The sequence below is a fragment of the Acetobacter sp. DmW_125128 genome (assembly GCF_008704325.1).
Lineage (GTDB): Bacteria > Pseudomonadota > Alphaproteobacteria > Acetobacterales > Acetobacteraceae > Acetobacter > Acetobacter oryzifermentans.
Genome location: NZ_VHOP01000012.1, coordinates 157,356 through 179,860, shown reverse-complemented (window position 1 = coordinate 179,860; position 22,505 = coordinate 157,356). Strand labels below are relative to the sequence as shown.

Genomic DNA, 22,505 nt, shown 5'->3' with positions numbered 1-22,505 from the left:
GTGGCTCGCCGGCCTTTCCGCAACCCTTTGTTGCGCCGTCGTTCCACCCTCAGTGCGGCCACCGCATTGGGGAGCATGGCCGCGTGCCTTCTTTTCAACCTGCCCAAACATGCCCACGCGCAGTTCCGCCCGCAGGTGATGCACCTTGATACCGGCCGCCCGACATCTCCCGATGAACCGGCAACCTTTCAGGCCGATAAGGTTGACTACAACGATGTTGAGCACACCGTTACCTGGACTGGCAATGTCCAGGTCTGGCAGGGCGACCATGTGCTGCGAGCAGACCGCATTGTATATGACCGCGATACCGGTGTTATAGCCGCACGTGGAAATGTAGCCACCATTCAGCCAGATGGTTCCGTGCTGTACACCCATTATGCCGAGCTTTCGGGCGGCATGAAGGATGGTATCATGATGCACGTGAATGCCACCATGCAGGACAACGCCAAGCTGGCAGCCAACGGCCTGCGGCGTACAGCAGGCAAGATTAACGTCATGAGCCGCGCCGTTTATACGGCCTGTGAAATCTGCGAAAAAGATAAAACCCGCGCGCCTTTCTGGCAGTTCCGCGCTTATGACGCCACGCAGGATCTGGAACACCAGAAAATCGACTTCCGTGATGCGTATCTGGATATTCTGGGTATTCCGGTCATCTACCTGCCCTACTTCTCCATGACGGACCCCTCAGCCAAGCGGCACAGCGGGTTCCTTATGCCCGGCATTACACCGCATGACCGTTATCTGGGCACGTATTTCACTATCCCGTATTACTGGGTGATTGATGATCAGTCCGACATGACCGTGCAGGGCCTGTTCTCCACCAAAACAGGACCACAGATCAGCGCGCAGTACCGAAACTTCTTTAACTTCGGCAAGATCAACATTCAGGGCGGTCTGGCTTACGATACGCATCGCAGTAACAGCTACACCAACGGCTTTGGTGATGATGTAGGCCGTGGCGGTAACCATGGTGTGCAGGGCTATCTGTTTGCCCGTGGCCAGTTCTCCATAAACAAGCACTGGCGCGCCGGAGCCAACATCAATCTGGCCACCTCTGCTGACTATATGCGCGATTACCGTGTGCAGGGTTATGGGTCTGATACCCTAAACTCCAACGCCTATATTGAAGGCTTTGGCACAGGTTCTTACTCCCGTATTGATGGGCAGTACTATCAGGGCCTGAACAAAGGTGTCATTCACAACACCGATCTGCCGTGGGCGCTGCCGCGTTATACATATAGCTTTGTTGGCCAGCCAGATGCGTTGGGCGGCCGCACCAGCGTAAACACCACCGATTTTTACGTATATCGTGAAAACGGGTCTGCCGATCAGCGCGGTGAATTGCAATTAAACTGGGATAGGCTGTGGCGTTCCCGCCAAGGGCAGCAATTCCTGCTGACATTGCGGCTTGATTCCATGGTCTACCGCGCCCGCAAGCTGTACCAGCAGCCCAACTACTACAAAACAGCCCGTACAGTTGTAAGCGGGCAAGTTCTGCCTACCATTGCGTTAAAAACCAACTGGCCGTTTGTCCGCAGCTTTGAACATGGCCGCGGCACGCAGTTGATAGAACCCATTGTGCAAGCCATTTACGCCCCCAATACTGGCATGGGCGCAACGGACATGATTCCGAACGAAGATAGCATGTCCTATGAATTTACGGATTCAACCCTGTTTTCTCTTAACCGCTATCAGGGCACAGACAGGCTGGATGGCGGCCTGCGCGGCAATATCGGGGTGCATGCCAACTGGACATGGGATGGCCACGAAGTGGATCTTCTGGCCGGTGAAAGCTTCCAGGAACATATCGAACATGACCGCCTGCCCTATTCTGGGCTAGACCATCATGCCTCAGACATTGTGGCGCGTGCCCGTGTAGCACCAAACGAGTATTTTGATTTCAACGCCCGTATGCGGCTTGATCCCTATACCGGCAAATTCAACTTTGGTGATGCCCTGTTCAGCGCCGGGGTGCCGCATTTCCGTATCCGTGGCGGGTATGTGTATGAACCCGTTACCCCCTATTACTACTTTGCCACCAACTATCGCTCCTATAGCCCGAACCAGCTTTACACTGTACGCACAAACGAAATCAGCGGCGGTTTCTCCTCCGACTGGGATAACTGGCATCTTTCCGGGTTTGCGCGCCGCAGCCTCTCCCGCCGTGAATTTGTCTCTCTGGGTGGAGATATTGGATATACGAATGACTGCTTCGGCCTCGATTTCATGTATCTCAAGCAGTACACCACCATTGGTGGGCAGCAGCGTAACTCTACCTTCCTGTTCACCCTTAGCCTGAAAACGCTTGGGTCTTTCGGCCTTAAGTAAGAACTGCTTCAAAAATGCCTCGCGCTCCGGTATCAGGGAACAGAGTTCCCGATCTGGCAGAAAGCTGAAAGACTGTTCCGTATGCGCCTGCGTTCCCTTGCACTGGCCTGTTGCTCCCTTGCCGCGCTTAGCGTTCCGGCCATTGCTGGCGCACCGTATGCGCAGGCAGCAACACGGCACACCTCCAGCGCGGCAACGCAGCAAACAGCAACGCCTGCCCAGCCTGAACCAGATGATATGATTCTTGCTGTTATCAACAGTATTCCGCTTACCAAGCGCGATGTTGATAACCGCGGCAAACTGTTTGCCCTTTCTACCGGCCTGCCCCTTACGCCAGATCTGATGGCGCGGCTGCGGCCCCAAATTATCCGCCAGCTTATTGATGAACGCCTGCGCACGCAGGAAATTCTTAGCCGCCATATCAATGTGCCGCCCGAACAGATTGCAGGCGCCATTACCAATATTGAGCGGCGCAACGGCATGCCCGAAGGCACCCTGCGCGAGCATCTGGCACAAGATGGCGTGTCTCTTACCACATTGATCGACCAGATCCGGGTGCAGATTGGCTGGATTCAGGTACTACGGCAGGAGCTTGGTGCGCGCTCACGCGTATCTGCACAGGATATTGCCCAACGTCAGGCTGCGCTCAAGCGCGAAGAAGGCCGCACAGAATACGAACTGGCCGAAATTTTTGTAAAAGTGGAAGATCCCCGGCACGATCAGGAAGAGCTGGACTTTACCAACACCGTTATTCAGGAACTGCGTAAGGGTGCGCCCTTCCCCATTGTAGCAGCTCAGTTTTCCCAAAGTCAGACAGCGCTGGATGGTGGTTCCATGGGCTGGGTACAGGAAGATGAGCTAGACCCGGCCGTTGTGCAGGTGGTACGGCAAATGCCCGTGGGCGTTGGGGCTATTTCTAACCCCATCAAAGTGCCGGGCGGGTATGTTATCATCACCCTTAATGGCAAGCGTGTTATTGGGCACGAAATGGGCCACCTGATTACCATTCGGCAGGTATTCCTTTCCTTTGATACACCGCTAGACCCGCAGCACATTACGCCGCAGCAGGAATCTACCCTGCAAAAAGCCATGCAGGTTATTCAAAACACTCATAGCTGCACGGAAATGGAGGCCCTTAACAAGGCCGAAGGCGAAAAGCGCCCCACAGATCCGGGTGAAATGCCGCTGGAACGCCTGAACCCACAAATGCAATCTCTGCTGGCTGATTTGCCCGAAGGCAAGGTCTCCCGCCCTCTGGTCTCGCGCGATGGGATTGATCTGCTGATGGTTTGCACCAAAAAGGAAAAGAACTTTTCCAACCGCTCACCCAGCGAAATTGCTGACCAGTTGATGAATGAACGCGTGGAACAGGCCGCCCGCCAGTTGGATAGTGACCTGCACCGCCGCGCTATTATTGACAAGCACATTAAGCTAAAGGGGGTATAAGGCCCTGTCTGCCCCTCTGGAAAGCCTGCGCGATGTTATCCATCGGCATGGGCTGGATGCACGCAAAGCCCTCGGCCAGCACTTTCTGCTTGATCCGAGTGTTACAGAACGCATTGCAACACTGGCAGGTAACTTAAAAGGCCGCCACGTTGTGGAAGTTGGCCCCGGCCCCGGTGGTTTAACACGCGCTTTACTGAATAGCCCTGCGGAATCTGTAACCGCAGTGGAACTGGATAGCCGCGCCGTGCTGGTTATTCAGGAACTGGCAGGTTTTTACCCCAACCGCCTCAAGGTGGTGGAAGCCGATGCGCTAAAGTGTGACCTTACAGAGCTTTGCGCCGCACCACGGCAGATTATTGCCAATCTGCCCTATAATGTGGCCACACCTTTGCTTATTGGCTGGCTACGACAAGGCAACGCGTGGGAACGGCTGACACTCATGTTCCAGTGGGAAGTGGCTGAACGTATTTGCGCCGCGCCCAACAGCCAACATTACGGACGCTTGGCTGTGCTGGCCCAATGGTGTGCAGAGTGTGCGATTGTTATGAAGCTGCCGCCGGGTGCGTTTTCACCGCCCCCAGCCGTATGGTCTGCGGTTGCCAGCATTACGCCTCATGCCCAACAACCCGCGCCTGCTCTTTTTAAAGCAATGGAACGCGTAACGGCAGCAGCCTTTGGGCAGCGGCGCAAAATGCTACGCGGAGCCTTAAAAGGCCTGAACGGTGATAAGCTTTTGGCAGCAGCAGAAATAGATGGCACGCGCCGCGCGGAAACTCTGGATATTGCAGAGTTTGACCGCTTGGCACGTGCGCATTTTGCGCTATCGGCTCAATAAAGCGCCTTATTCTTTTTCTGCTGCGGCAATGTAATCCCGCGTAAACGGCACGGCAGAAATAGAACGAGAAAGCTGGAGCTGAAAGTTCATGTGCCCCTGCACACGGAAAGCCAGTTCTGCGGCGTTGAGATAAAACTCAAACATCCGGGCAAAGCGTTCATCATACAACGCAACCGCTTCTGCCCGTTTGGCCGCAAAACGCTCACGCCAGATGGCAATTGTTTTTGCGTAATGCAGACGCAAGATTTCACAATCAGTCACCCACAAGCCTGTAGGCTCAACAGCGGCAAAAACCTCGCTTAACGCTGGAGAATACCCACCGGGGAAAATGTATTTGTTAACCCACGGGTTTGTTGTGCCCGGCCCATCACTCCGGCCAATAGAATGCACAAGTGCCACGCCATCATCCACCAGTGCGTTTTTGATGACATCAAAAAACTGCCGGTAATGCCCTACACCGACATGCTCGAACATGCCAACTGAGACAATGCGGTCAAACCGCCGATGTAGGTTGCGGTAATCCAGCAACTCAAACCGCACACGTCCTTCCAGCCCTTCATCCTTGGCGCGCTGGCGTGCAAAAGCCAACTGCTCCTGAGAAAGAGTAATGCCTGTAACAATAGCGCCGTAATCCTTGGCCAGTGTAAGGGCCATCCCCCCCCAACCGCACCCAATATCCAGCACTTCCAAATCCGGCCGATCTAACAGCAGCTTGGCGGCAATATGGTGTTTTTTGGCGGCCTGTGCCTCATCCAGCGTTTCTGTGCCATGCCGGAAATAAGCGCAGGAATATTGCCAATCTTTATCTAAAAACAAAGAATACAGGCGGTTATCCAAATCATAATGATGCGCCACATTCTGCTGTGCACGCTTGATTGGGTTAAACTGTATCCACCCCCGGCGCACATACCGCAGAGCCGATGCCAGACGTTCCGCCACATGGCCACCCGGACGCATGGCGTTAAGCATGAGCACATCCAGCAGATTGTAAAGCGTGCACTCCAACGGATCGAGGTGAGACTCCATATAAGCTTCACCAAAACCCAGCCCCGGGTTCATCACCATAGCCCGCACGGCAGCCTGATTATGCAGTACTACGCCAGCTGAAGGGCCGGGATTGCGGCCTTTATAAAGGCTTGCGCTTCCATCTGGCCAGCGCACCTGCAACTGACCATCTGCGATAAAGTGTTGCAGAATGCGATCAAGAACTTGCTTCATCCCGCGTCTCCTTCAGAAAATTAATTGCAGCATACGCGCAAAAAAAAAGCCCGGAAAAGAATTTTCCGGGCTTCTTCCGCATGAAAATGCAAACAGCAATTAAGCGTTAGCTTCTGCCGGTGCAGCTTCTGCTTCAGCAATTTCTGCTGGGTCGGTAATGAGTTCGCCTTCAACAACGGCATCATCACCAGCAATTTCAGCTTCTTCTTCAAGAGAAGCAGCTTCACCACGAGCCTGACGTTCTGCTTCTTCTTCAGAACGCGCCACGTTGATGATGACCGGCACAACCACTTCCGGATGCAGCGCAATTTTCACTTCATACAGCCCCAAAGACTTAATGGGGTGCGCAAGGAAAACCTGCTGACGGGAAATGGTAAAGCCTGCTTCCGTAACAGCCTGCGCAACATCGCGCGTGCTGACGGAACCATACAGGCTGCCGCTATCACCAGCCTGACGGATCAGGATGACAGCCAGACCTTCCATCCGTTCGGACAGACGTTCAGCTTCTTCACGACGCTTGATGTTCTGTGCTTCCAACTGAGCGCGTTCACGCTCAAAACGGGCACGGTTATCATCGTTTGCACGAATAGCCTTGCCCTGTGGCAGCAGATAGTTACGGGCAAAACCCGGACGCACCTTCACCACATCGCCCATCTGACCCAGATGTTCGACGCGCTGAAGCAGGATTACTTCTGTAGCAGCCATTGATCGCTCCCTCAGCTTACAACGTAGGGAAGCAGAGCCAGGAAGCGGGCACGCTTGATAGCCTGTGCCAGTTCACGCTGCTTCTTTGCGGAAACCGCCGTGATGCGGCTCGGCACGATCTTGCCACGTTCGGACAGGAAGCGGCTGAGCAGACGCACGTCTTTATAATCGATCTTCGGCGCGTTGGGGCCGGAGAACGGGCAAGACTTGCGACGACGGTAGAACGGACGACGCGCACCCACAGCCGGGCGACGGGCGGCGGGGTTTACTTCCATTGTATCAGACATTCTGGATTACTCCGCTGCTGCGTTGTCAGCTGGCTGTTCGGCGTTGCTGCGGTCTTCACCACCGCTGCGACGGCCACGGCCACTTTCAAAACGACCACCGGCCTGCTTGGGGCCACGGAAGCCGCCACGGTCACCACGGTCATCGCCCTTGCGGGACAGAACCGGAGACGGAGCTTCGTCGATTTCTTCAACGCGCAGTGTCAGCAGACGCAGAACGTCTTCGTTCAGAGCTAGCTGGCGTTCAATTTCTTTCACCAGTTCAGAACGTGCTTCCAGACCCAGAAGAGCGTAGTGGCCCTTGCGGTTCTTTTTGATACGATAGGCAAGGCTACGCAGGCCCCAGTACTCGCGCTTGCGCACGGCACCGCCATCGGCTTCAATCTGGGCGGCAATACCATCAAGAATGGCATCCACCTGCTGCTGGGAAATATCATTCCGCGCAATCAGCACGGTTTCATAAAGTGGCATGTTGACTCCCTTCGGATACAATCAACCCACCCGTGCCGAACCCTTCCGGCCTACGGTGCTACAGAGTTTTAAAATCTGAAGCTGCGGGTATAGCCGGGCCAATGCCATGAACCCGGCAGGGAAAGAGCAGTCTCAATCATATTTACGCGGCAAAAGCAAGAAAGATTCACACGCGCAGATGCTGTGGAACGGGAATACCAAGCCGATCTGGCACATCCCATACCTCTTCTACACGCCGCATAACCTTGAAGCCTGCCTGCTGATACAAAGCCAATGCACGTGGATGATCTGCCGTGCAGGTGTTTACGCGCACAGAATGCGGCCTGCCACGCCACGCCAAACGCAGCACGTTATCCAGAAAAGCGCGCCCGACCCCTTGGCCAATCGCCTCGGGAAACAACCCGAAATAAGAAAGGTTTACAGATTGCGGATCTGCCAGATCCAGCTCAAAAAAACCACGGATCTGCTGTTCTTGCCGTAGAAGGCCAATGTTTACGGGTGCAGTTTCCAAAAAACGGGCCAGAGTGGCATCTGATGCCGCCTGCCGCATCCACCAACAATATTCCCGCCCCACCCGATCCTGCAAAAGCCGATACCCAGCTACATCGGGCTGAATACGCTCCTGCACGTGCCATCCTTCAGGCAAAGCCAAAGGTGTGTGTTGCGGCGGAGAAAACATGCGCATGAAGGTAACAACCACCTTCATGCGCGTTGTGGATTCGGCGTTAAAGTTTAGATCAGTTATCATCCAAGAAGGAACGCAGCTTACGGCTACGGCTTGGATGTTTAAGCTTACGCAGGGCCTTGGCTTCAATCTGGCGGATACGTTCACGCGTCACGTTAAACTGCTGGCCAACTTCTTCCAGCGTGTGATCGGTGTTCATGCCGATACCAAAGCGCATACGCAGCACGCGTTCTTCACGCGGGGTGAGAGAGGCCAGAACGCGGGTTGTGGCCTCACGCAGGTTGGTCTGGATAGCGGCATCCAGCGGGATAATAGCCGTTTTATCCTCGATAAAATCACCAAGATGGCTATCTTCCTCATCCCCAATCGGGGTTTCGAGGGAGATGGGCTCCTTGGCAATTTTTAGCACCTTGCGCACTTTTTCCAGCGGCATACCCAGCTTTTCAGCCAGTTCTTCCGGAGCAGGTTCACGCCCGATTTCATGCAGCATCTGGCGGGATGTGCGCACCAGTTTGTTGATCGTTTCGATCATATGCACAGGAATACGGATGGTACGCGCCTGATCCGCAATGGAGCGCGTAATAGCCTGCCTGATCCACCACGTTGCATAAGTAGAGAACTTGTAGCCACGGCGGTATTCAAACTTATCCACCGCCTTCATCAAGCCGATATTGCCTTCCTGAATCAGATCAAGGAACTGAAGGCCGCGGTTGGTGTATTTTTTGGCAATGGAAATAACCAGCCGCAGGTTAGCTTCGATCATTTCCTTTTTAGCGCGGGCAGAATCACGCTCACCACGTGCAACCGTTGCATACACACGACGGAATTCACCAATCGGCAAACCCGTTTCCTGCGCCAGTTGCGCAACCTGATCACGCAGGTCAACCACTGTGTTGGCGTGCTTGGCCACAAAGTTTTTCCATGAACGGCCAGACAGGGCGGAAACCATGTCCATCCAGCCCGGATCAAGCTCACGCCCACGGTATTTCAGCAAGAAATCTTCACGCGAGACACGGCAGCTTTCTGCCAGACGCAGCATGCGCCCTTCCAGCATGTTTAGCTTCTGGAACATCTGTTTAAGCTGGGCAACCAGATCTTCAATCCGGTTATTGTGCAGGTGTACCTGCTCTACCTTGCCCACCAGTTTTTCACGCAGGGCAACGTAGTTTTCTTCAAAATTCCCATCAACATCTTCACCAGATGTCAGGGCTTCAATCCGCTGCACCTGCAACTTGCGCAGAGCTGCATAAAGCGGTTCGATCTCATCAAAATGCGCCAGAATCTCCGGCTTAAGCTTTTCTTCCAGCGCAGAAAGGGAAAGGCCGCTGCCTTCGCTTTCAATATCACCCTCGCCCTCGGTTTCTGGCTCTTCTGCCTCTTCCGAGTCCGAATCGGATTCGGCTTCGTTAAACGTGCCGTCTCCGCCTTCTTCTAGCGGGTTGCCCCCGCTTTGCATGGCTTCCAGATCCACAATGTCACGCAGCAGCATTTCATTGTTACGGATCATCTCATGCCAGGAGATGATGGCGCGGAATGTCAGCGGGCTTTCACACAAGCCGCCAATCATTTCATCGCGGCCAGCCTCAATCCGCTTGGCAATAGCAATTTCGCCCTCGCGGGAGAGCAGTTCCACCGTGCCCATTTCGCGCAGATACATCCGCACCGGGTCATCCGTGCGGCCTACGCTTTCAGCATTTACATTGCCGGTTGGGCTTTCGGCTTCAGCTTCGGTCTCAGCCTCTTCCTCCGCATCTGCATCTTCGCTTTCAGCGGCGGCTTTTTTGGGTTCAGCTTCTTCGTTGTCGTTATCTTCGTTTTCGACAACCTGAATACCCATTTCAGACAGCACAGCCATAATGTCTTCAATCTGTTCAGAAGACATCTTGTCCTGCGGGAGAACGGCATTCAGCTCATCAAACGTAATGCACCCGCGCTCACGCCCTTTGGCAATCAGTTTTTTGACTGCAGAAGACCGCGTATCAAGCAGGGTGGTATCCCCATCCTGTTCCTGCGCTGCGTTGGTTGATGCCGTTTTTGTCGCCATGCCAGACCTGCTCCTCCCCGCCCGCATCCGAACAGAATGCAGAACGACCAGTTTACTATGTACTGCTCTCTTTTCAGGGCGGGCAGGACGTGGGATATCCTGCGCGTGAAGTCAAGGGGAACACGCCCTGAACACATTCGTTGTCTTATAGCTCGGTGTCGTCCACACCGCCGCGTTTCAGGCGCTCCATTGCCTCTAGCCGCGCCTGTAACCGTTGCCATTCAGCGGAATCTCCGCCTTTTTCAACAAAACGCGCAATCTCACGATTTACTTCCTGAATAAATTGCGGCCCGTAGAGCAAACCATAAAAATGCCACCACTGTGTTCTTGATGCAACAGTGTGTGCCGGGTCTTCTGCATCACTTTCCGACATCGCAGAGTAGCTTTCACGCACAACAGCGCGAATGGTTTCCTCCGCCCCTTGTGCCTGCAACCATGCATATAATGCCGCAGCATTATCTGGCAACTCACCCTCGGCAGAAAGATCAAGCAAAAGGGCGCGCACCTCGGCAAATTCTTCTGGTAAATCAAGCCGACATAGTGCCTCTTCCACCTCCGGCACCAGAACAGGATGCAACAGCAGCAACTCCAGCATCAGGCGCTGGCGTTCGCGCGTTTGATCCATATTTACTGGCACAGCACCGGGCACAGAAGCAGGCGCGTTGGCTTTACGGCTCTGCGGCCCGTTCCATTTGCCGCCACCGCGCCGGAATGTCGTAAAAAACCGATCCAGCAACGTGGAGCGATATTCAGACGCCAGCGTTTTATCTGGGATAAGGCCTGCAACTTCCGTCAGCCTACGCCGCAAGGCTGCACGTTCTTCTGGCCCCGGATTATTGGCGCCAGTGCTGAGCAAATCAAACAGCACTTCGGATAAAGGCTGCGCTGCGGCAAACATTTCCGCTACAGCCTGCCGCCCTCGTGTGCGCACCAAGCTGTCTGGGTCTTCTCCATCAGGCAGCAAACAGATACGCAGGGAATAATCCTGCTTGAGCAACGGCAGACCCGTTTCCGCCGCTTTAACCGCTGCCCTCCGCCCTGCTGCGTCACCATCAAAACACAGAATGGGCGCACGATCGACCTGCCACAACGCCTCTAACTGCTCAGGCGTGAGCGCCGTGCCCAGTGGGGCAACTGCCCCTGTAAAACCGGCCTGATGCAGGGCAATAACATCCATATACCCTTCCACCACCACCAGATCCGGCGCCACCACACCTTTGGGGCGTGGTGCACGCACAGCAGCGCGGGCACGATCCAACCCAAACAAAAGCCGCCGTTTGGAAAAAACTGGGGTTTCCGGGCCATTGAGGTATTTCGGCTGCCCATCACCCAGAATACGCCCACCAAAGGAAACCAGACGCCCTTTGCGATCCCGGATGGGAAAAGTGACACGCCCCCAGAACAACTCACCCTTGGGGTGGCCTTGCTCATCCACCCGCATCAGGCCTGCTTCGGCCATCATGTCGGGTGTAATGCCTTTGAGTGCGAGGGCAGAAACCAGATCTCCCCGCTTCTCACTTGCCCAGCCTAAGCCGAACGTTTCCAGCGTTTCCCGCGTGAGGCCGCGCCCCAGCAGATAATCCAGTCCAGCGCGCCCTTCTGGCTTGTATAAGGCGCGAGACCAGATTTCCTGCGTCGCCGCCAGCACATCTTCCAGCGAGCGCACATGCGCCACTTCTTCCTGCGTGCGGCGCGTATCCTTTGGCACTTCCATGCCTGCGCTGGAGGCTAACTCCTCTACAGCTTCGGGGAAGTTTTTGCCTTCCATCTGCATGACAAAGGAGATGACATCTCCATGCACACCGCAGCCAAAGCAGTGGAAGTGATCATCATACACATAAAAGGAAGGCGTTTTTTCACCATGGAAAGGGCAACACCCTTTCCAGTTCCGCCCGGAGCGGGCCAGTTTGACCCTGCGCCCGACAACGGACGCAATGGGCGTGCGGGCCCGCAATTCATCCAGAAAAGCTGAATCAATCGCCATTGACTGTCCGTTTCATCAAGCAGCCCGATTAGGCGGCATAAACCACCTCAGATCGGGCTGATACTTATTTCAGCAGATATGATGTTTAAAAAACGCTTAGCCCAGACGCGCTTTTACAGCAGCACTGGCCTTGCCCATATCCAGCGCCACGCCAAACTTGTTTTTCAGTTCAGCCATCACCTTGCCCATGTCCTTCAGGCTTTCTGCCTTTACGGTGGCAACAGCTTCATCCACAGCAGCTTTCAAGGAAGCTTCATCCATTTCTGGCGGCAGATAGCCACGGATCACTTCGATTTCTGCTTCTTCCTTTTCCGCCAACTCGGGGCGGCCGCCCTCTCTGTACATGCCAGCAGATTCCGTGCGGGACTTTACCATCCCACGCAGGGCCGCAATGGCTTCGTTTTCATTCAAGCCCTCCTGCCCTTTGGCGCGGCCTGCAATTTCCACGTCTTTCAGCTTAGCCGTAATCATCCGAATTGTGGCCACGCGGGCGCTTTCTCCTGCTTTCATGGCTGTTTTCAGGTCTGCCATCAGGCGTTCACGTAATGTCATTTCCATATGCTCCGCTCTTTCTGTGCTGCAATCGGGCGCACCATATCATCCAGATTCACAAAAAAACATCATACGGAAAATAAAGAACCTCTCCGCCCCTGCGCGGCACGCATGCAACACTACGGGAAAAAACTTCCCACCTCTTTACAACATAGCATCTTGTAGGTGGGAAATTTCTTCCCACCTTGGAAATCGAGTGCTAGAAGACGGCTTCGGGAGGCACAAGCACGCACATGCCCTTGTCCATAGATACCATTATCGCCCGGATTGGCGGCCCAGACGCCACAGCCAAGCTGACAGGCGTTGGCACGGAAGCCATCCGCAAATGGCGGCAGGCGCAGGCCATTCCGCCCCGCCACTGGCCCGTTATTGCGCAGGCCACAGGCCTTTCCCTGGAAGACCTCCAACCCATTCCGACAGACCGACCCTCCCCCCATGCGGGAGACAGCAAGACAGGATCATCCATGCCCGACGCCCGCCCCGATGGCGCCACCGCCGCGCTTGTTCTCGCAGATGGAACCGTATTGTGGGGGAAAGGCTTTGGCGCTTTCACCTCCAAACCCTCCATTGGCGAAATTTGCTTTTCAACCGGTATGACCGGGTATCAGGAAACACTTACTGATCCATCTTTTGCCGGGCAGATTATTACCTTCACCTTCCCCCATATCGGCAATGTGGGCGCGAATGCAGAAGATGATGAAGCTACAAAAGTGTTTGCCCGCGGCCTTGTGGTGAAGGAAGACCCCACAGCACCAGCCAACTGGCGCGCAACGGAAAGCTTTGATGCGTGGCTGAAGGAACGCGGTGTTTCCGGTATTGCCGGTGTGGATACCCGCTCCCTCACCTTAAAAATCCGAGACAAGGGTGCCCAAACGGCTGCGCTGGTTTTCCCGCAGGATGGCAAGTTTGATCTGGATGCCATTTTGGCAGAAGCCAAAGCATGGCCGGGCCTTGAAGGCATGGATCTTGCCAAGGAAGTAACATGCGCCGCCCCTTACGCATGGACAAAAAGCGTGTGGGAATGGCCCAATGGCAGCAAGGAAGCCCCCACAAACCGGCGCAAGGTTGTTGCTGTAGATTATGGTGCAAAACGCAACATCTTGCGCTGCCTTGTTGCTGCCGGGTGTGACGTAACCGTTGTGCCCGCCACCACCACGGGTGAAGAAATTCTGGCCCTTAAGCCAGAAGGCGTGTTTCTCTCCAATGGCCCCGGTGATCCGGCGGCTACGGCCACATATGCTGTGCCCGCTATTAAAGCCGTGCTGGATGCTGGCGTGCCGTTGTTTGGCATCTGCCTTGGTCATCAGCTTCTGGCCCGTGCACTGGGCGCCAAAACCTACAAAATGGAACGCGGCCACCGCGGAGCCAACCAGCCGGTGCAGGATTTGGCCACCAAGCGCGTGGAAATTACCAGCCAGAACCACGGCTTTGCTGTGGATGCCGATACCCTGCCTGCCGATGCGCACGTCACACATATCAGCTTGTTTGATGAATCAAACGAAGGCTTGGCATCAGACAAGTATCCGGCGTTTTCCGTCCAGTATCATCCCGAAGCCAGCCCCGGCCCGTCTGACAGCTTCTATCTGTTCAAACGCTTTGTCACCCTGATCGACCTTAACAGCGCCAAGAAATAACGGGAACGAACGTATCATGCCCAAACGGACAGACATCCGCTCCATCCTCATCATCGGCGCTGGCCCTATTGTTATCGGGCAGGCGTGCGAGTTCGATTACTCTGGCGCACAGGCCTGTAAGGCCCTGCGGGAAGAAGGCTACCGGGTTATTCTGGTAAACTCCAACCCGGCCACTATCATGACAGACCCCGGTCTTGCGGACGCCACTTATGTGGAACCCATTACGCCGGAAGTGGTGGAACGCATTATTCTTAAGGAAAAGCCAGATGCCGTGCTGCCCACCATGGGCGGACAGACAGCGCTGAACACCGCTATGGCGCTGCATGCATCGGGCTTTTTGACCAAGCATAATGTGGAACTGATTGGCGCAGACGCCGAGGTGATTGACCGAGCCGAAGACCGCCAGAAGTTCCGTGAAACCATGGATGCCATTGGCATTGAAAGCCCCCGTAGCTTTATTGCCCACACGCTGGCAGAAGCGCACGATGCGCTTAAGCAGATTGGCTTTCCATCCATTATCCGCCCCTCCTTCACTATGGGCGGTTCCGGCGGTGGCATTGCCTATAACCGTGAAGAATTCGACCAGATCGTGCTTTCCGGGCTGGATGCCTCCCCCACTACGGAAGTGCTGGTGGAAGAATCCGTTCTGGGCTGGAAAGAATATGAAATGGAAGTTGTGCGCGATAAGGCGGACAACTGCATTATCATCTGCTCCATTGAAAACATTGATCCAATGGGTGTGCATACGGGTGATTCCATCACCGTTGCCCCCGCATTAACGCTGACAGACAAAGAATATCAGCGCATGCGTGATGCCTCCATTGCCTGCCTGCGGGCCATTGGCGTGGAAACCGGTGGGTCCAACGTGCAGTTTGGGATTAACCCCAAAGATGGCCGCATGGTGGTTATTGAAATGAACCCCCGCGTGTCCCGCTCTTCTGCGCTGGCCTCTAAGGCAACGGGCTTCCCCATTGCCAAAGTGGCTGCCAAACTGGCCGTTGGTTATACGCTGGATGAGCTGAAAAACGACATCACGCGCACCACTCCGGCTTCCTTCGAACCCACCATTGACTACGTGGTGGTGAAGATCCCGCGCTTTACGTTTGAAAAATTCCCCGGCGCACCGGCTCTGTTGTCCACCTCCATGAAATCTGTTGGGGAAGCCATGGCCATTGGCCGCTCCTTCCCCGAAGCGCTGCAAAAGGGCCTGCGCTCTATGGAAACCGGCCTGCATGGGCTGGACCCTGTAGAACAGCCCGGCGATGGTGGAGAAGATGCCTTTCGTGCGGCTCTTTCCCAGCCCAAGCCGGAACGTATCCTTATGGCCGCGCAGGCGCTGCGGGCTGGTCTTTCGGTTGAAGACATTCACGAAGCCTGCAAGTTTGAGCCTTGGTTCCTGCGTGAAATGGAAAAAATCATTCACGCAGAACGGGAAGTGGAAAACCACGGCCTGCCCAAGGATGCCCAAAGCCTGCGCCGCCTGAAAGCCCTCGGCTTTTCAGATGTACAGCTTTCTCGCCTGTCCGGCACGCAGCCTGAAGAAGTGGCCAAATTGCGGGCAGAAGCTGGTGTAACACCGGTTTACAAGCGTATTGATACCTGCGCGGGTGAGTTCGCATCCTCCACCCCGTATATGTATTCCACCTACGAAGGGCAGTTTGCCCCGCCAACCTGTGAATCCAACCCAACAGACCGGGAAAAGATTGTTATTCTGGGTGGTGGCCCCAACCGTATCGGGCAGGGTATTGAGTTCGATTACTGCTGCGTTCATGCCGCTTACGCCCTGCGTGAAGCCGGTTATGAAACCATCATGGTCAACTGCAACCCAGAAACGGTTTCTACCGACTATGACACTTCCGACCGTTTGTATTTTGAACCGCTCACGGCTGAGGATGTCATTTCCCTTATCCGTTGCGAACAGCAAAAAGGCACGGTTAAGGGCTGCATTGTGCAGTATGGCGGGCAAACACCTCTTAAACTTTCCCGCGCTCTGGAAGTCGCAGGCATTCCGCTGCTAGGCACTCCGGCTGATGCCATTGACCGGGCAGAAGACCGTGAACGCTTCCAGACCATGTTGCACAAACTTGGCCTGCGTCAGCCAGAAAACGGCATTGCCCGTACGCCGGAAGAAGCCGAAGCCGTGGCCGAAAAGGTTGGCTATCCGGTTGTGGTGCGCCCTTCCTACGTGCTGGGTGGCCGCGCCATGGAAATTGTGTACGACCGTAACGGCCTACAGCGCTACATGCGCGATGTGCTGACAATGGCCGGGCACGATATTTCTTCCGGCCCGATCCTGCTTGATCGTTACCTGAACGAAGCCATTGAAGCTGATGTGGACTGCATTGCAGACGGCACAGATGTGTATGTGGCTGGCGTGATGGAACACATTGAAGAAGCAGGCATCCACTCTGGTGATAGCGCCTGCGCTCTGCCGCCCTATACCCTCTCCCCCGCTATTGTAACTGAGCTAAAAGCCCAGACAGAAGCCATGGCGCGGGAACTGGGCATTGTGGGCCTGATGAACGTGCAGTACGCCATCAAGGATCAGGAAATCTTTGTTCTTGAGGTAAACCCACGCGCATCCCGCACCGTGCCGTTTGTAGCCAAGGCCACAGGCGTGCCGGTAGCTAAAATTGGTGCGCGCGTTATGGCTGGCGCCAAGCTTTCGGGCTTTAATCTGGATGATCGGGCCGTGGTGCCGCATGTTGCGGTAAAGGAAGCTGTATTCCCCTTCAACCGCTTTGCGGAAGTAGACACCATTCTGGGGCCAGAAATGCGCTCCACGGGTGAAGTCATGGGGCTGGATACATCCTTCGAGCGCGCTTTTGCCAAATCCCAGCTTGGGGCAGGTGTTAAGCTGCCAACCTCCGGCACGGTGTTTCTTTCCGTGCGTGAAAGTGACAAGCCCCAACTGCCGCCGCTAGGCCGCCTGCTGGCTTCCATGGGTTTCCGTATTATGGCCACCCGCGGCACAGCCAAAAAGCTGCGCGATTCCGGCATTGAGGTAAACCTTGTAAACAAGGTGCTGGAAGGACGCCCACATTGTGTGGATGCCATTCGCTCTGGTGAGGTGCAGATGGTTATCAACACGGCGCAGGGTGCGCAGTCTGTAGCGGACAGTTTTGATATCCGCCGCTCTGCCCTTGTGCTGGGTATTCCGCACTACACCACCATGGCTGGCGCGCGGGCTGCAATTCATGCAATTGCGGCAATGCGTGAAGGACCGCTTGATGTTGCGCCACTTCAGTCATACTTTAGTGGAACATTCTAAGCTAAAGGTGCAGGCATAACCTGCCTGCACCCCCTTAGCCATGTTCGGGTGGCAGCCTGCTTTTGCGGGTTATGCCTTGCCCGTGTAACTGTTTAACTTTTGCGCCGGAACCCGCTGGTTCCGGCTGCTTTTTTAAGTCTGGGGATGCGTCTTGCAGAAAACTCCAATGACGGGCAAGGGCCTGCTGCAGCTAGAAGATGAGCTGCGCAAGCTGAAAGCAGAAGAACGTCCGGCAGTTATCCGCGCCATTGCGGAAGCCCGTAGCCACGGCGATCTTTCTGAAAATGCGGAATATCACGCAGCACGAGAACGACAGTCCTTTATTGAAGGCCGTATTCTGGAGCTGGAAGAACTTATTTCCACCGCAGAAGTTATTGAGCCCACCTCTCTTTCCGGCAAGCAGGTCAAGTTCGGGGCCACTGTGTGCCTTGTGGACGAAGATACGGACAAGGAAATTACGTACCAGATTGTTGGCCTGCACGAAGCAGACATCAAACAGCACCGCATTTCCATTTCCTCCCCACTTGCCAAGGCACTGATTGGCAAGGAAGAAGGCGATACCGTTTCTGTGCCCGCACCGGGTGGAGATCGGACTTACGAAATCCTTTCCGTCAAATTCATCTAATATGATCACGTTTCAGGATGTCACAGTCGCGGCAGATCGTATCCGCGGCAATGTGATCCGTACGCCCACCATTGCTTCCCACGCGCTTTCCAAGGCAACTGGGGCTGATATTACCCTTAAGCTTGAAAATCTTCAGGCTGTTGGGTCGTTCAAGGAACGTGGTGCCGCCAACAAGCTGGCACTGCTTTCCCCCGAAGAACGCAGCCGTGGTGTCATTGCCGTATCTGCTGGCAACCATGCGCAGGGCGTGGCGCGCCATGCCAGCCTGCTGGGTATTGATGCCGTTATTGTCATGCCCAAGTTTACACCGGCAGGCAAAGTGGTGCGCACCCGCAATTGGGGGGCACGTGTTATTCTGGAAGGCGAAAGCTTTGCAGAAGCCCTGATGTTTGCAGAAGACCTGCAAGCGCGTGAAGGCCGCACCTTTATCCATCCGTATGATGATCCCGCAGTTATGGCGGGCCAAGGCACCTGTGCGCTGGAACTTTTTCAAGACGCCGGGCCGCTGGATGCGCTGGTAGTGCCAATTGGTGGTGGTGGCTTGCTTTCTGGCTGTGCCGTGGCAGCCCGCGCCATGCGCCCGGATATTAAGCTGATTGGCGTACAGGTGGAAAAGTATGATTCTCTGTGTGCTTTCCCCGGCCCGGCCACGCGCCCTAATGGTGGCGCCACCATTGCAGAAGGTATTGCCGTTCTGCAAATTGGCCGCCAAACGGATGAGGTTATCCGCAAGCTGGTTGATCAGGTTCTGGTTGTTTCTGAATCTGCTATTGAAAACGCCATTACCCTGCTGGCTGAGGGCGCCAAACAGGTAAGTGAAGGCGCAGGTGCTGCTGGGCTTGCCGCCCTGCTGACTTACCCGGATATGTTCCGCGGTAAAAAAGTTGCCCTACCTATTTCTGGCGGAAACATTGATAGCCGTATTCTGGCCAACACGCTGCTGCGCGCCATGCTGCGTGATGGCCGCATTTTGCGCCTGATTATGGAAATTCCAGACCGCCCGGGCGTTCTGGCCGATATTTCCAAAAGCATTGGGGAGGCTGGCGGCAATATTATCGAAGTTTCGCACCAGCGCCTGTTTGCTGCCCCTTCCGTGCAGGCTGCTCAGTTGGAAGTGATGATAGAAGCGCGAGACCCGGAACACGCTGCCCTTATCACGCAGGAACTGGGTAAATCTTACATTGTGCGCCGCGCCTGAAAACTTTTAGGCGTTAAGGCTTTTACAAGGGCAGCTTCTGTATGGGGGCTGCCCTTTGTGTTTGGGCATGCGCGCACCTGCTGCACTTGCCCTCTTTGTCTTCATGCAATTTGGTGGCATTATTCACGCATAAACAAAAACATAAAAAGGTTTAAACCTATGACTTCCACATCCCATCCACAAAAGAGACCAGTTATGCTTGTCATCCTTGATGGGTTTGGATGGCGAGAGGATCAATCAGACAACGCGGTACAAATTGCCCGCACCCCCAATTTTGACAAGCTGTGGCAGAACAACCCGCACAACTTTGTACGCACCAGTGGCGAAGATGTGGGCTTGCCTGAAGGGCAAATGGGCAACTCCGAAGTTGGTCATTTAAATATTGGGGCTGGCCGTGTGGTCATGCAGGAACTGCCGCGCATTTTCACCGCCATTCGGGATGGTAGCCTTGCCCGCAACCCGGTGATAGAAAACTTTATTGCCACGCTAAAAAAAACCGGTGGCACCTGCCACCTGATGGGCCTTGTTTCTCCCGGTGGCGTACATTCTCATCAGGATCATGCCGCAGCTCTTGCACACATTGTTGCGCAAGCTGGCGTGCCGGTGGCATTTCACCTGTTTACCGATGGGCGCGATACCGCCCCGCGCTCTGCGCTGGAGTTTTTGAAAAAACTACGGGCTGATCTGCCTTCTTCCACAACGCTCGCCACTATTTCTGGTCGCTACTACGCCATGGATCGTGACAAACGATGGGACCGGGTGGAAAAAGCCTACAACGCTATTGTAAGCGCAGGAGGCCCAACGGCTGCAACACCAGAAGATACGGTGAACAACGCCTATCAGGCCGATATTTCAGATGAATTTATTGTCCCCACCGTGTTGGAAGGCTACACCGGCATGAAGGATGGAGATGGCATTCTCTCCTTCAACTTCCGTGCAGACCGTATCCGCCAACTGATGGATGCCTTGCTGGAGCCTGATTTCAACGGCTTTGCACGTGGCAAGGTTGTGCAGTTTGCTGCCGCTGTGGCCATGACACATTACAGCGATACGCTTTCCAAACGCATGTCCATTCTGTTCCCGCCAGAGGAACTGACAAACCTGTTGGGCGAGGTTGTCTCCCGCGCTGGCCTTAAACAGATGCGCATGGCGGAAACGGAAAAATATCCGCATGTCACCTACTTCATGAACGGTGGACGCGAAACACTGTTTGAAGGGGAAGATCGTATTCTGGTGCCATCCCCCAAAGTAGCCACCTATGATCTTCAACCCGAAATGTCCGCCCCGGAATTAACAGACAAAGCCGTAGCCGCCATTAAAAGTGGTGAATATGATTTGCTTGTTCTCAACTTTGCCAACCCGGACATGGTCGGCCACACGGGCAAGCTGGATGCTGCCGTAAAAGCGGTAGAAGCCGTAGATACCGGCTTGGGCCGTATTGCACAGGCTATAGCAGAACAACATGGTGCGCTGCTGGTAACGGCAGATCATGGTAACTGCGAAACCATGAAAGACCCCAAAACCGGCGGGCCGCATACATCACACACACTTAACCTTGTGCCCTTTATTGCCTATGGCTCGGGCGCATCTGCCCTGCGTGATGGTGGCAGGCTGGCAGATATTGCCCCCACGCTACTGGCTCTCCTCAACTTACCCAAACCTGCGGAAATGACAGGCTTTTCCCTGCTTGAACGCTGAATGAAACGTATCCGGCCTTTTTCTTCTTCTATCTGCCCGTCTTTCCATTGGGGGAAACTGGCCGGATATACGGCGGTTCTGGTTGCAGCACCTGCTTTGCTGGTGGGCTATCCGGCAATGCCTTTGCAGGCTGCAACCACACATCATAAAAAAATAGCAACAGCACATCATTCCACGCAAACTGCGGCCAAAACCTCTGTGCGGGAAAGCAAGCCCCGCAGCACACATACGCGCAAAAGCAAAAAGGCCGCAGAACCTTCCGTGATGTCGGATCGTTCTGTGCGAGAAGCTCAGGCTGCCGTCAACGCAGCCCATGCGCAGCACGAGGCCATGGAGCAGGAAAAAGCCCGGCAAGCCGCTGCTGTTGCACAATCCCGTAGCCAGAATGAGGCTGCGCAGGCTGCAGCGGCAGAAGCCAAAAACCGCGCACTTGCGCTTTCTGCTGCAACAGTGAGCGCCACATCGCAACTTCAAAGCACAGAACAGCAGCTTTCTGATCTGCAAGATCAGATCTCAGATGTAAAAAAAGAGCAGGCTTCGCTTCAAGCCGCCTTAGTGCAAGATGCCCACGCGCTTGCCCCTATCCTTCCCTTGGCAGAACGTCTTTCTCTTTATCCGTCTGATACTTTACTGGCTGCGCCCATGCCGCAGGGTGATGCCATTACCGGCTTTTTGGTTTTGCGCGGGCTTTCCCGCCAAATGGAGCAGGAAGCCAAAGGCATGCGCGCCCGTCAAACCCGGCTGACGGCACTCAACGCCACGCTAACAAACAAGCTGGCTGAACTGAACCAGCTTGAACAAGCCCAAAGCCACCAGCGCGATACCGTGCGCCAACAGGCCGCCCTTGCGCGAGAAGCCCAGAAGCAGGCGTCTGCCACTGCCATAAACACCAACCATCAACTGCAAACTGCAACACAGCGGGCTGCCAGTTTGCAAGATGCTGTTTCTAAACTGGATGCCCTACAGGCACAGGCCGAATCTGCCCTGCAAAAAGAAATAGCTGCCGCAGAACGCGCGCATGAGGCCGCGCGGGCTGAAGCTGCACGCCGTAAAATGGCCGCTATGGTAAAAACACAAGGGCCGGGGCTTACAGAGCATCCTTCTGCTGGATCTGGCCTGCGGCCCGTTGCAGGCACACTTATTTCTACCTGGGGCTCTGCTACCGAATCTGGCCCCGCCACAGGCATGACATACCGCACGCCCCCCGGTGCCAGTGTGCGCGCCCCCTGTGCTGGCACGGTAGATTTTGCAGCCCCTTTCCGCACTTATGGGCAAATGCTTATTCTGAATTGCGGCCGCCATTACCGCTTTATCATGGCGGGCCTAAGCGGACTGGCCGTAGATATGGGCCAGAGTTTGACAAAGGGCGCACCTATAGGACAGATGAGCAGTTCCGGAGGCTCTGGCACGCTGTTCATTCAGTTGCGCCATGGGCAGAAAACCATCAATCCCGCTCCTTTTCTGTAATGGCAGAAAACACGCTGGCTCTTTGCCAAGCAGGATCACAAAGGTTACTCTGCCCAACCA

General features: G+C 55.0%; 17 protein-coding genes. 9 read left to right on the top strand and 8 right to left on the bottom strand.

The features are described 5' to 3' along the window. From FKW19_RS05660 to rsmA, 3 genes are all read left to right on the top strand, one after another. A complete protein-coding gene (locus tag FKW19_RS05660; protein WP_081461441.1) occupies positions 1-2,328 on the top strand; it encodes an LPS-assembly protein LptD in 2,328 nt (775 codons plus the stop codon). A gap of 81 nt (positions 2,329-2,409) precedes the next feature. Further along, a complete protein-coding gene (locus tag FKW19_RS05655; protein WP_006115997.1) occupies positions 2,410-3,774 on the top strand; it encodes a peptidylprolyl isomerase in 1,365 nt (454 codons plus the stop codon). Positions 3,775-3,778: 4 nt separating this feature from the next. After that, a complete protein-coding gene (gene rsmA, locus FKW19_RS05650; protein ID WP_089178857.1) occupies positions 3,779-4,609 on the top strand; it encodes a 16S rRNA (adenine(1518)-N(6)/adenine(1519)-N(6))-dimethyltransferase RsmA in 831 nt (276 codons plus the stop codon). A 6-nt stretch (positions 4,610-4,615) separates the two neighbouring features. Here the strand turns inward: rsmA and FKW19_RS05645 are convergent, their stop codons facing one another. From FKW19_RS05645 to FKW19_RS05610, 8 genes are all read right to left on the bottom strand, one after another. After that, entirely contained in the window at positions 4,616-5,827 is a 1,212-nt protein-coding gene (locus FKW19_RS05645) for a cyclopropane-fatty-acyl-phospholipid synthase family protein (RefSeq protein WP_089178856.1), read from the bottom strand. Between the two features lie 99 nt (positions 5,828-5,926). Next, positions 5,927-6,532 (bottom strand): 50S ribosomal protein L9, encoded by a 606-nt coding sequence (gene rplI, locus FKW19_RS05640; RefSeq protein ID WP_006116000.1) that lies wholly within the window; start codon positions 6,530-6,532, stop codon positions 5,927-5,929. A gap of 11 nt (positions 6,533-6,543) precedes the next feature. After that, positions 6,544-6,819 (bottom strand): 30S ribosomal protein S18, encoded by a 276-nt coding sequence (gene rpsR / locus FKW19_RS05635; protein ID WP_003622836.1) that lies wholly within the window; start codon positions 6,817-6,819, stop codon positions 6,544-6,546. 6 nt (positions 6,820-6,825) lie between these two features. Then, positions 6,826-7,287: a 30S ribosomal protein S6 gene (gene rpsF / locus FKW19_RS05630; RefSeq protein ID WP_035351555.1), complete on the bottom strand. Its 462-nt coding sequence runs from the start codon at positions 7,285-7,287 to the stop codon at positions 6,826-6,828. 166 nt (positions 7,288-7,453) lie between these two features. Next, complete coding sequence (locus tag FKW19_RS05625; RefSeq protein ID WP_089178855.1) at positions 7,454-8,035, bottom strand: N-acetyltransferase; 582 nt, start codon at positions 8,033-8,035, stop codon at positions 7,454-7,456. Then, the gene (gene rpoD / locus FKW19_RS05620; protein ID WP_035351559.1) at positions 8,025-10,016 is read right to left on the bottom strand and encodes an RNA polymerase sigma factor RpoD; all 1,992 of its coding nucleotides are present in this window, start codon (positions 10,014-10,016) and stop codon (positions 8,025-8,027) included. Before rpoD ends, FKW19_RS05625 begins: the two co-directional genes overlap by 11 nt. Before the next feature lie 145 nt (positions 10,017-10,161). Beyond that, on the bottom strand, positions 10,162-12,000 hold the full coding sequence (gene dnaG / locus FKW19_RS05615) for a DNA primase (RefSeq protein ID WP_089178854.1): 1,839 nt from the start codon (positions 11,998-12,000) through the stop codon (positions 10,162-10,164). A gap of 96 nt (positions 12,001-12,096) precedes the next feature. Next, a complete protein-coding gene (locus FKW19_RS05610) occupies positions 12,097-12,552 on the bottom strand; it encodes a GatB/YqeY domain-containing protein (RefSeq protein WP_035351772.1) in 456 nt (151 codons plus the stop codon). A gap of 233 nt (positions 12,553-12,785) precedes the next feature. Between FKW19_RS05610 and carA the strand changes: the two genes are divergently transcribed. The 6 genes from carA to FKW19_RS05580 all read left to right on the top strand — a co-directional run bounded on the left by carA (position 12,786) and on the right by FKW19_RS05580 (position 22,445). Next, on the top strand, positions 12,786-14,186 hold the full coding sequence (gene carA, locus FKW19_RS05605) for a glutamine-hydrolyzing carbamoyl-phosphate synthase small subunit (RefSeq protein ID WP_006116006.1): 1,401 nt from the start codon (positions 12,786-12,788) through the stop codon (positions 14,184-14,186). Between the two features lie 16 nt (positions 14,187-14,202). Then, on the top strand, positions 14,203-17,457 hold the full coding sequence (carB, locus tag FKW19_RS05600) for a carbamoyl-phosphate synthase large subunit (protein WP_116100291.1): 3,255 nt from the start codon (positions 14,203-14,205) through the stop codon (positions 17,455-17,457). Between the two features lie 151 nt (positions 17,458-17,608). Further along, on the top strand, positions 17,609-18,082 hold the full coding sequence (gene greA, locus FKW19_RS05595; protein ID WP_006116008.1) for a transcription elongation factor GreA: 474 nt from the start codon (positions 17,609-17,611) through the stop codon (positions 18,080-18,082). 1 nt (position 18,083) lies between these two features. Next, positions 18,084-19,280: a threonine ammonia-lyase gene (locus FKW19_RS05590; protein ID WP_035351562.1), complete on the top strand. Its 1,197-nt coding sequence runs from the start codon at positions 18,084-18,086 to the stop codon at positions 19,278-19,280. Positions 19,281-19,439: 159 nt separating this feature from the next. Continuing rightward, entirely contained in the window at positions 19,440-20,978 is a 1,539-nt protein-coding gene (gene gpmI / locus FKW19_RS05585; protein WP_089178852.1) for a 2,3-bisphosphoglycerate-independent phosphoglycerate mutase, read from the top strand. After that, positions 20,979-22,445 carry a murein hydrolase activator EnvC gene (locus FKW19_RS05580; RefSeq protein WP_089178851.1) on the top strand — a complete coding sequence of 489 codons (1,467 nt, stop codon included), beginning with the start codon at positions 20,979-20,981 and terminating at the stop codon, positions 22,443-22,445. It begins immediately after the preceding gene. The last annotated feature ends 60 nt before the right edge of the window (positions 22,446-22,505 follow it).

What these genes read in the sequence shown, in the direction of transcription:
- FKW19_RS05655 (WP_006115997.1), top strand. Translation starts at nt 2,410, where the DNA reads ATGCGCCTGCGTTCCCTTGCACTGGCCTGTTGCTCCCTTGCCGCGCTT.
- FKW19_RS05645 (WP_089178856.1), bottom strand. Translation starts at nt 5,827, where the DNA reads ATGAAGCAAGTTCTTGATCGCATTCTGCAACACTTTATCGCAGATGGT.
- rplI (WP_006116000.1), bottom strand. Translation starts at nt 6,532, where the DNA reads ATGGCTGCTACAGAAGTAATCCTGCTTCAGCGCGTCGAACATCTGGGT.
- rpsR (WP_003622836.1), bottom strand. Translation starts at nt 6,819, where the DNA reads ATGTCTGATACAATGGAAGTAAACCCCGCCGCCCGTCGCCCGGCTGTG.
- rpsF (WP_035351555.1), bottom strand. Translation starts at nt 7,287, where the DNA reads ATGCCACTTTATGAAACCGTGCTGATTGCGCGGAATGATATTTCCCAG.
- FKW19_RS05625 (WP_089178855.1), bottom strand. Translation starts at nt 8,035, where the DNA reads ATGATAACTGATCTAAACTTTAACGCCGAATCCACAACGCGCATGAAG.
- rpoD (WP_035351559.1), bottom strand. Translation starts at nt 10,016, where the DNA reads ATGGCGACAAAAACGGCATCAACCAACGCAGCGCAGGAACAGGATGGG.
- dnaG (WP_089178854.1), bottom strand. Translation starts at nt 12,000, where the DNA reads ATGGCGATTGATTCAGCTTTTCTGGATGAATTGCGGGCCCGCACGCCC.
- FKW19_RS05610 (WP_035351772.1), bottom strand. Translation starts at nt 12,552, where the DNA reads ATGACATTACGTGAACGCCTGATGGCAGACCTGAAAACAGCCATGAAA.
- carA (WP_006116006.1), top strand. Translation starts at nt 12,786, where the DNA reads ATGCCCTTGTCCATAGATACCATTATCGCCCGGATTGGCGGCCCAGAC.
- carB (WP_116100291.1), top strand. Translation starts at nt 14,203, where the DNA reads ATGCCCAAACGGACAGACATCCGCTCCATCCTCATCATCGGCGCTGGC.
- FKW19_RS05590 (WP_035351562.1), top strand. Translation starts at nt 18,084, where the DNA reads ATGATCACGTTTCAGGATGTCACAGTCGCGGCAGATCGTATCCGCGGC.
- gpmI (WP_089178852.1), top strand. Translation starts at nt 19,440, where the DNA reads ATGACTTCCACATCCCATCCACAAAAGAGACCAGTTATGCTTGTCATC.
- FKW19_RS05580 (WP_089178851.1), top strand. Translation starts at nt 20,979, where the DNA reads ATGAAACGTATCCGGCCTTTTTCTTCTTCTATCTGCCCGTCTTTCCAT.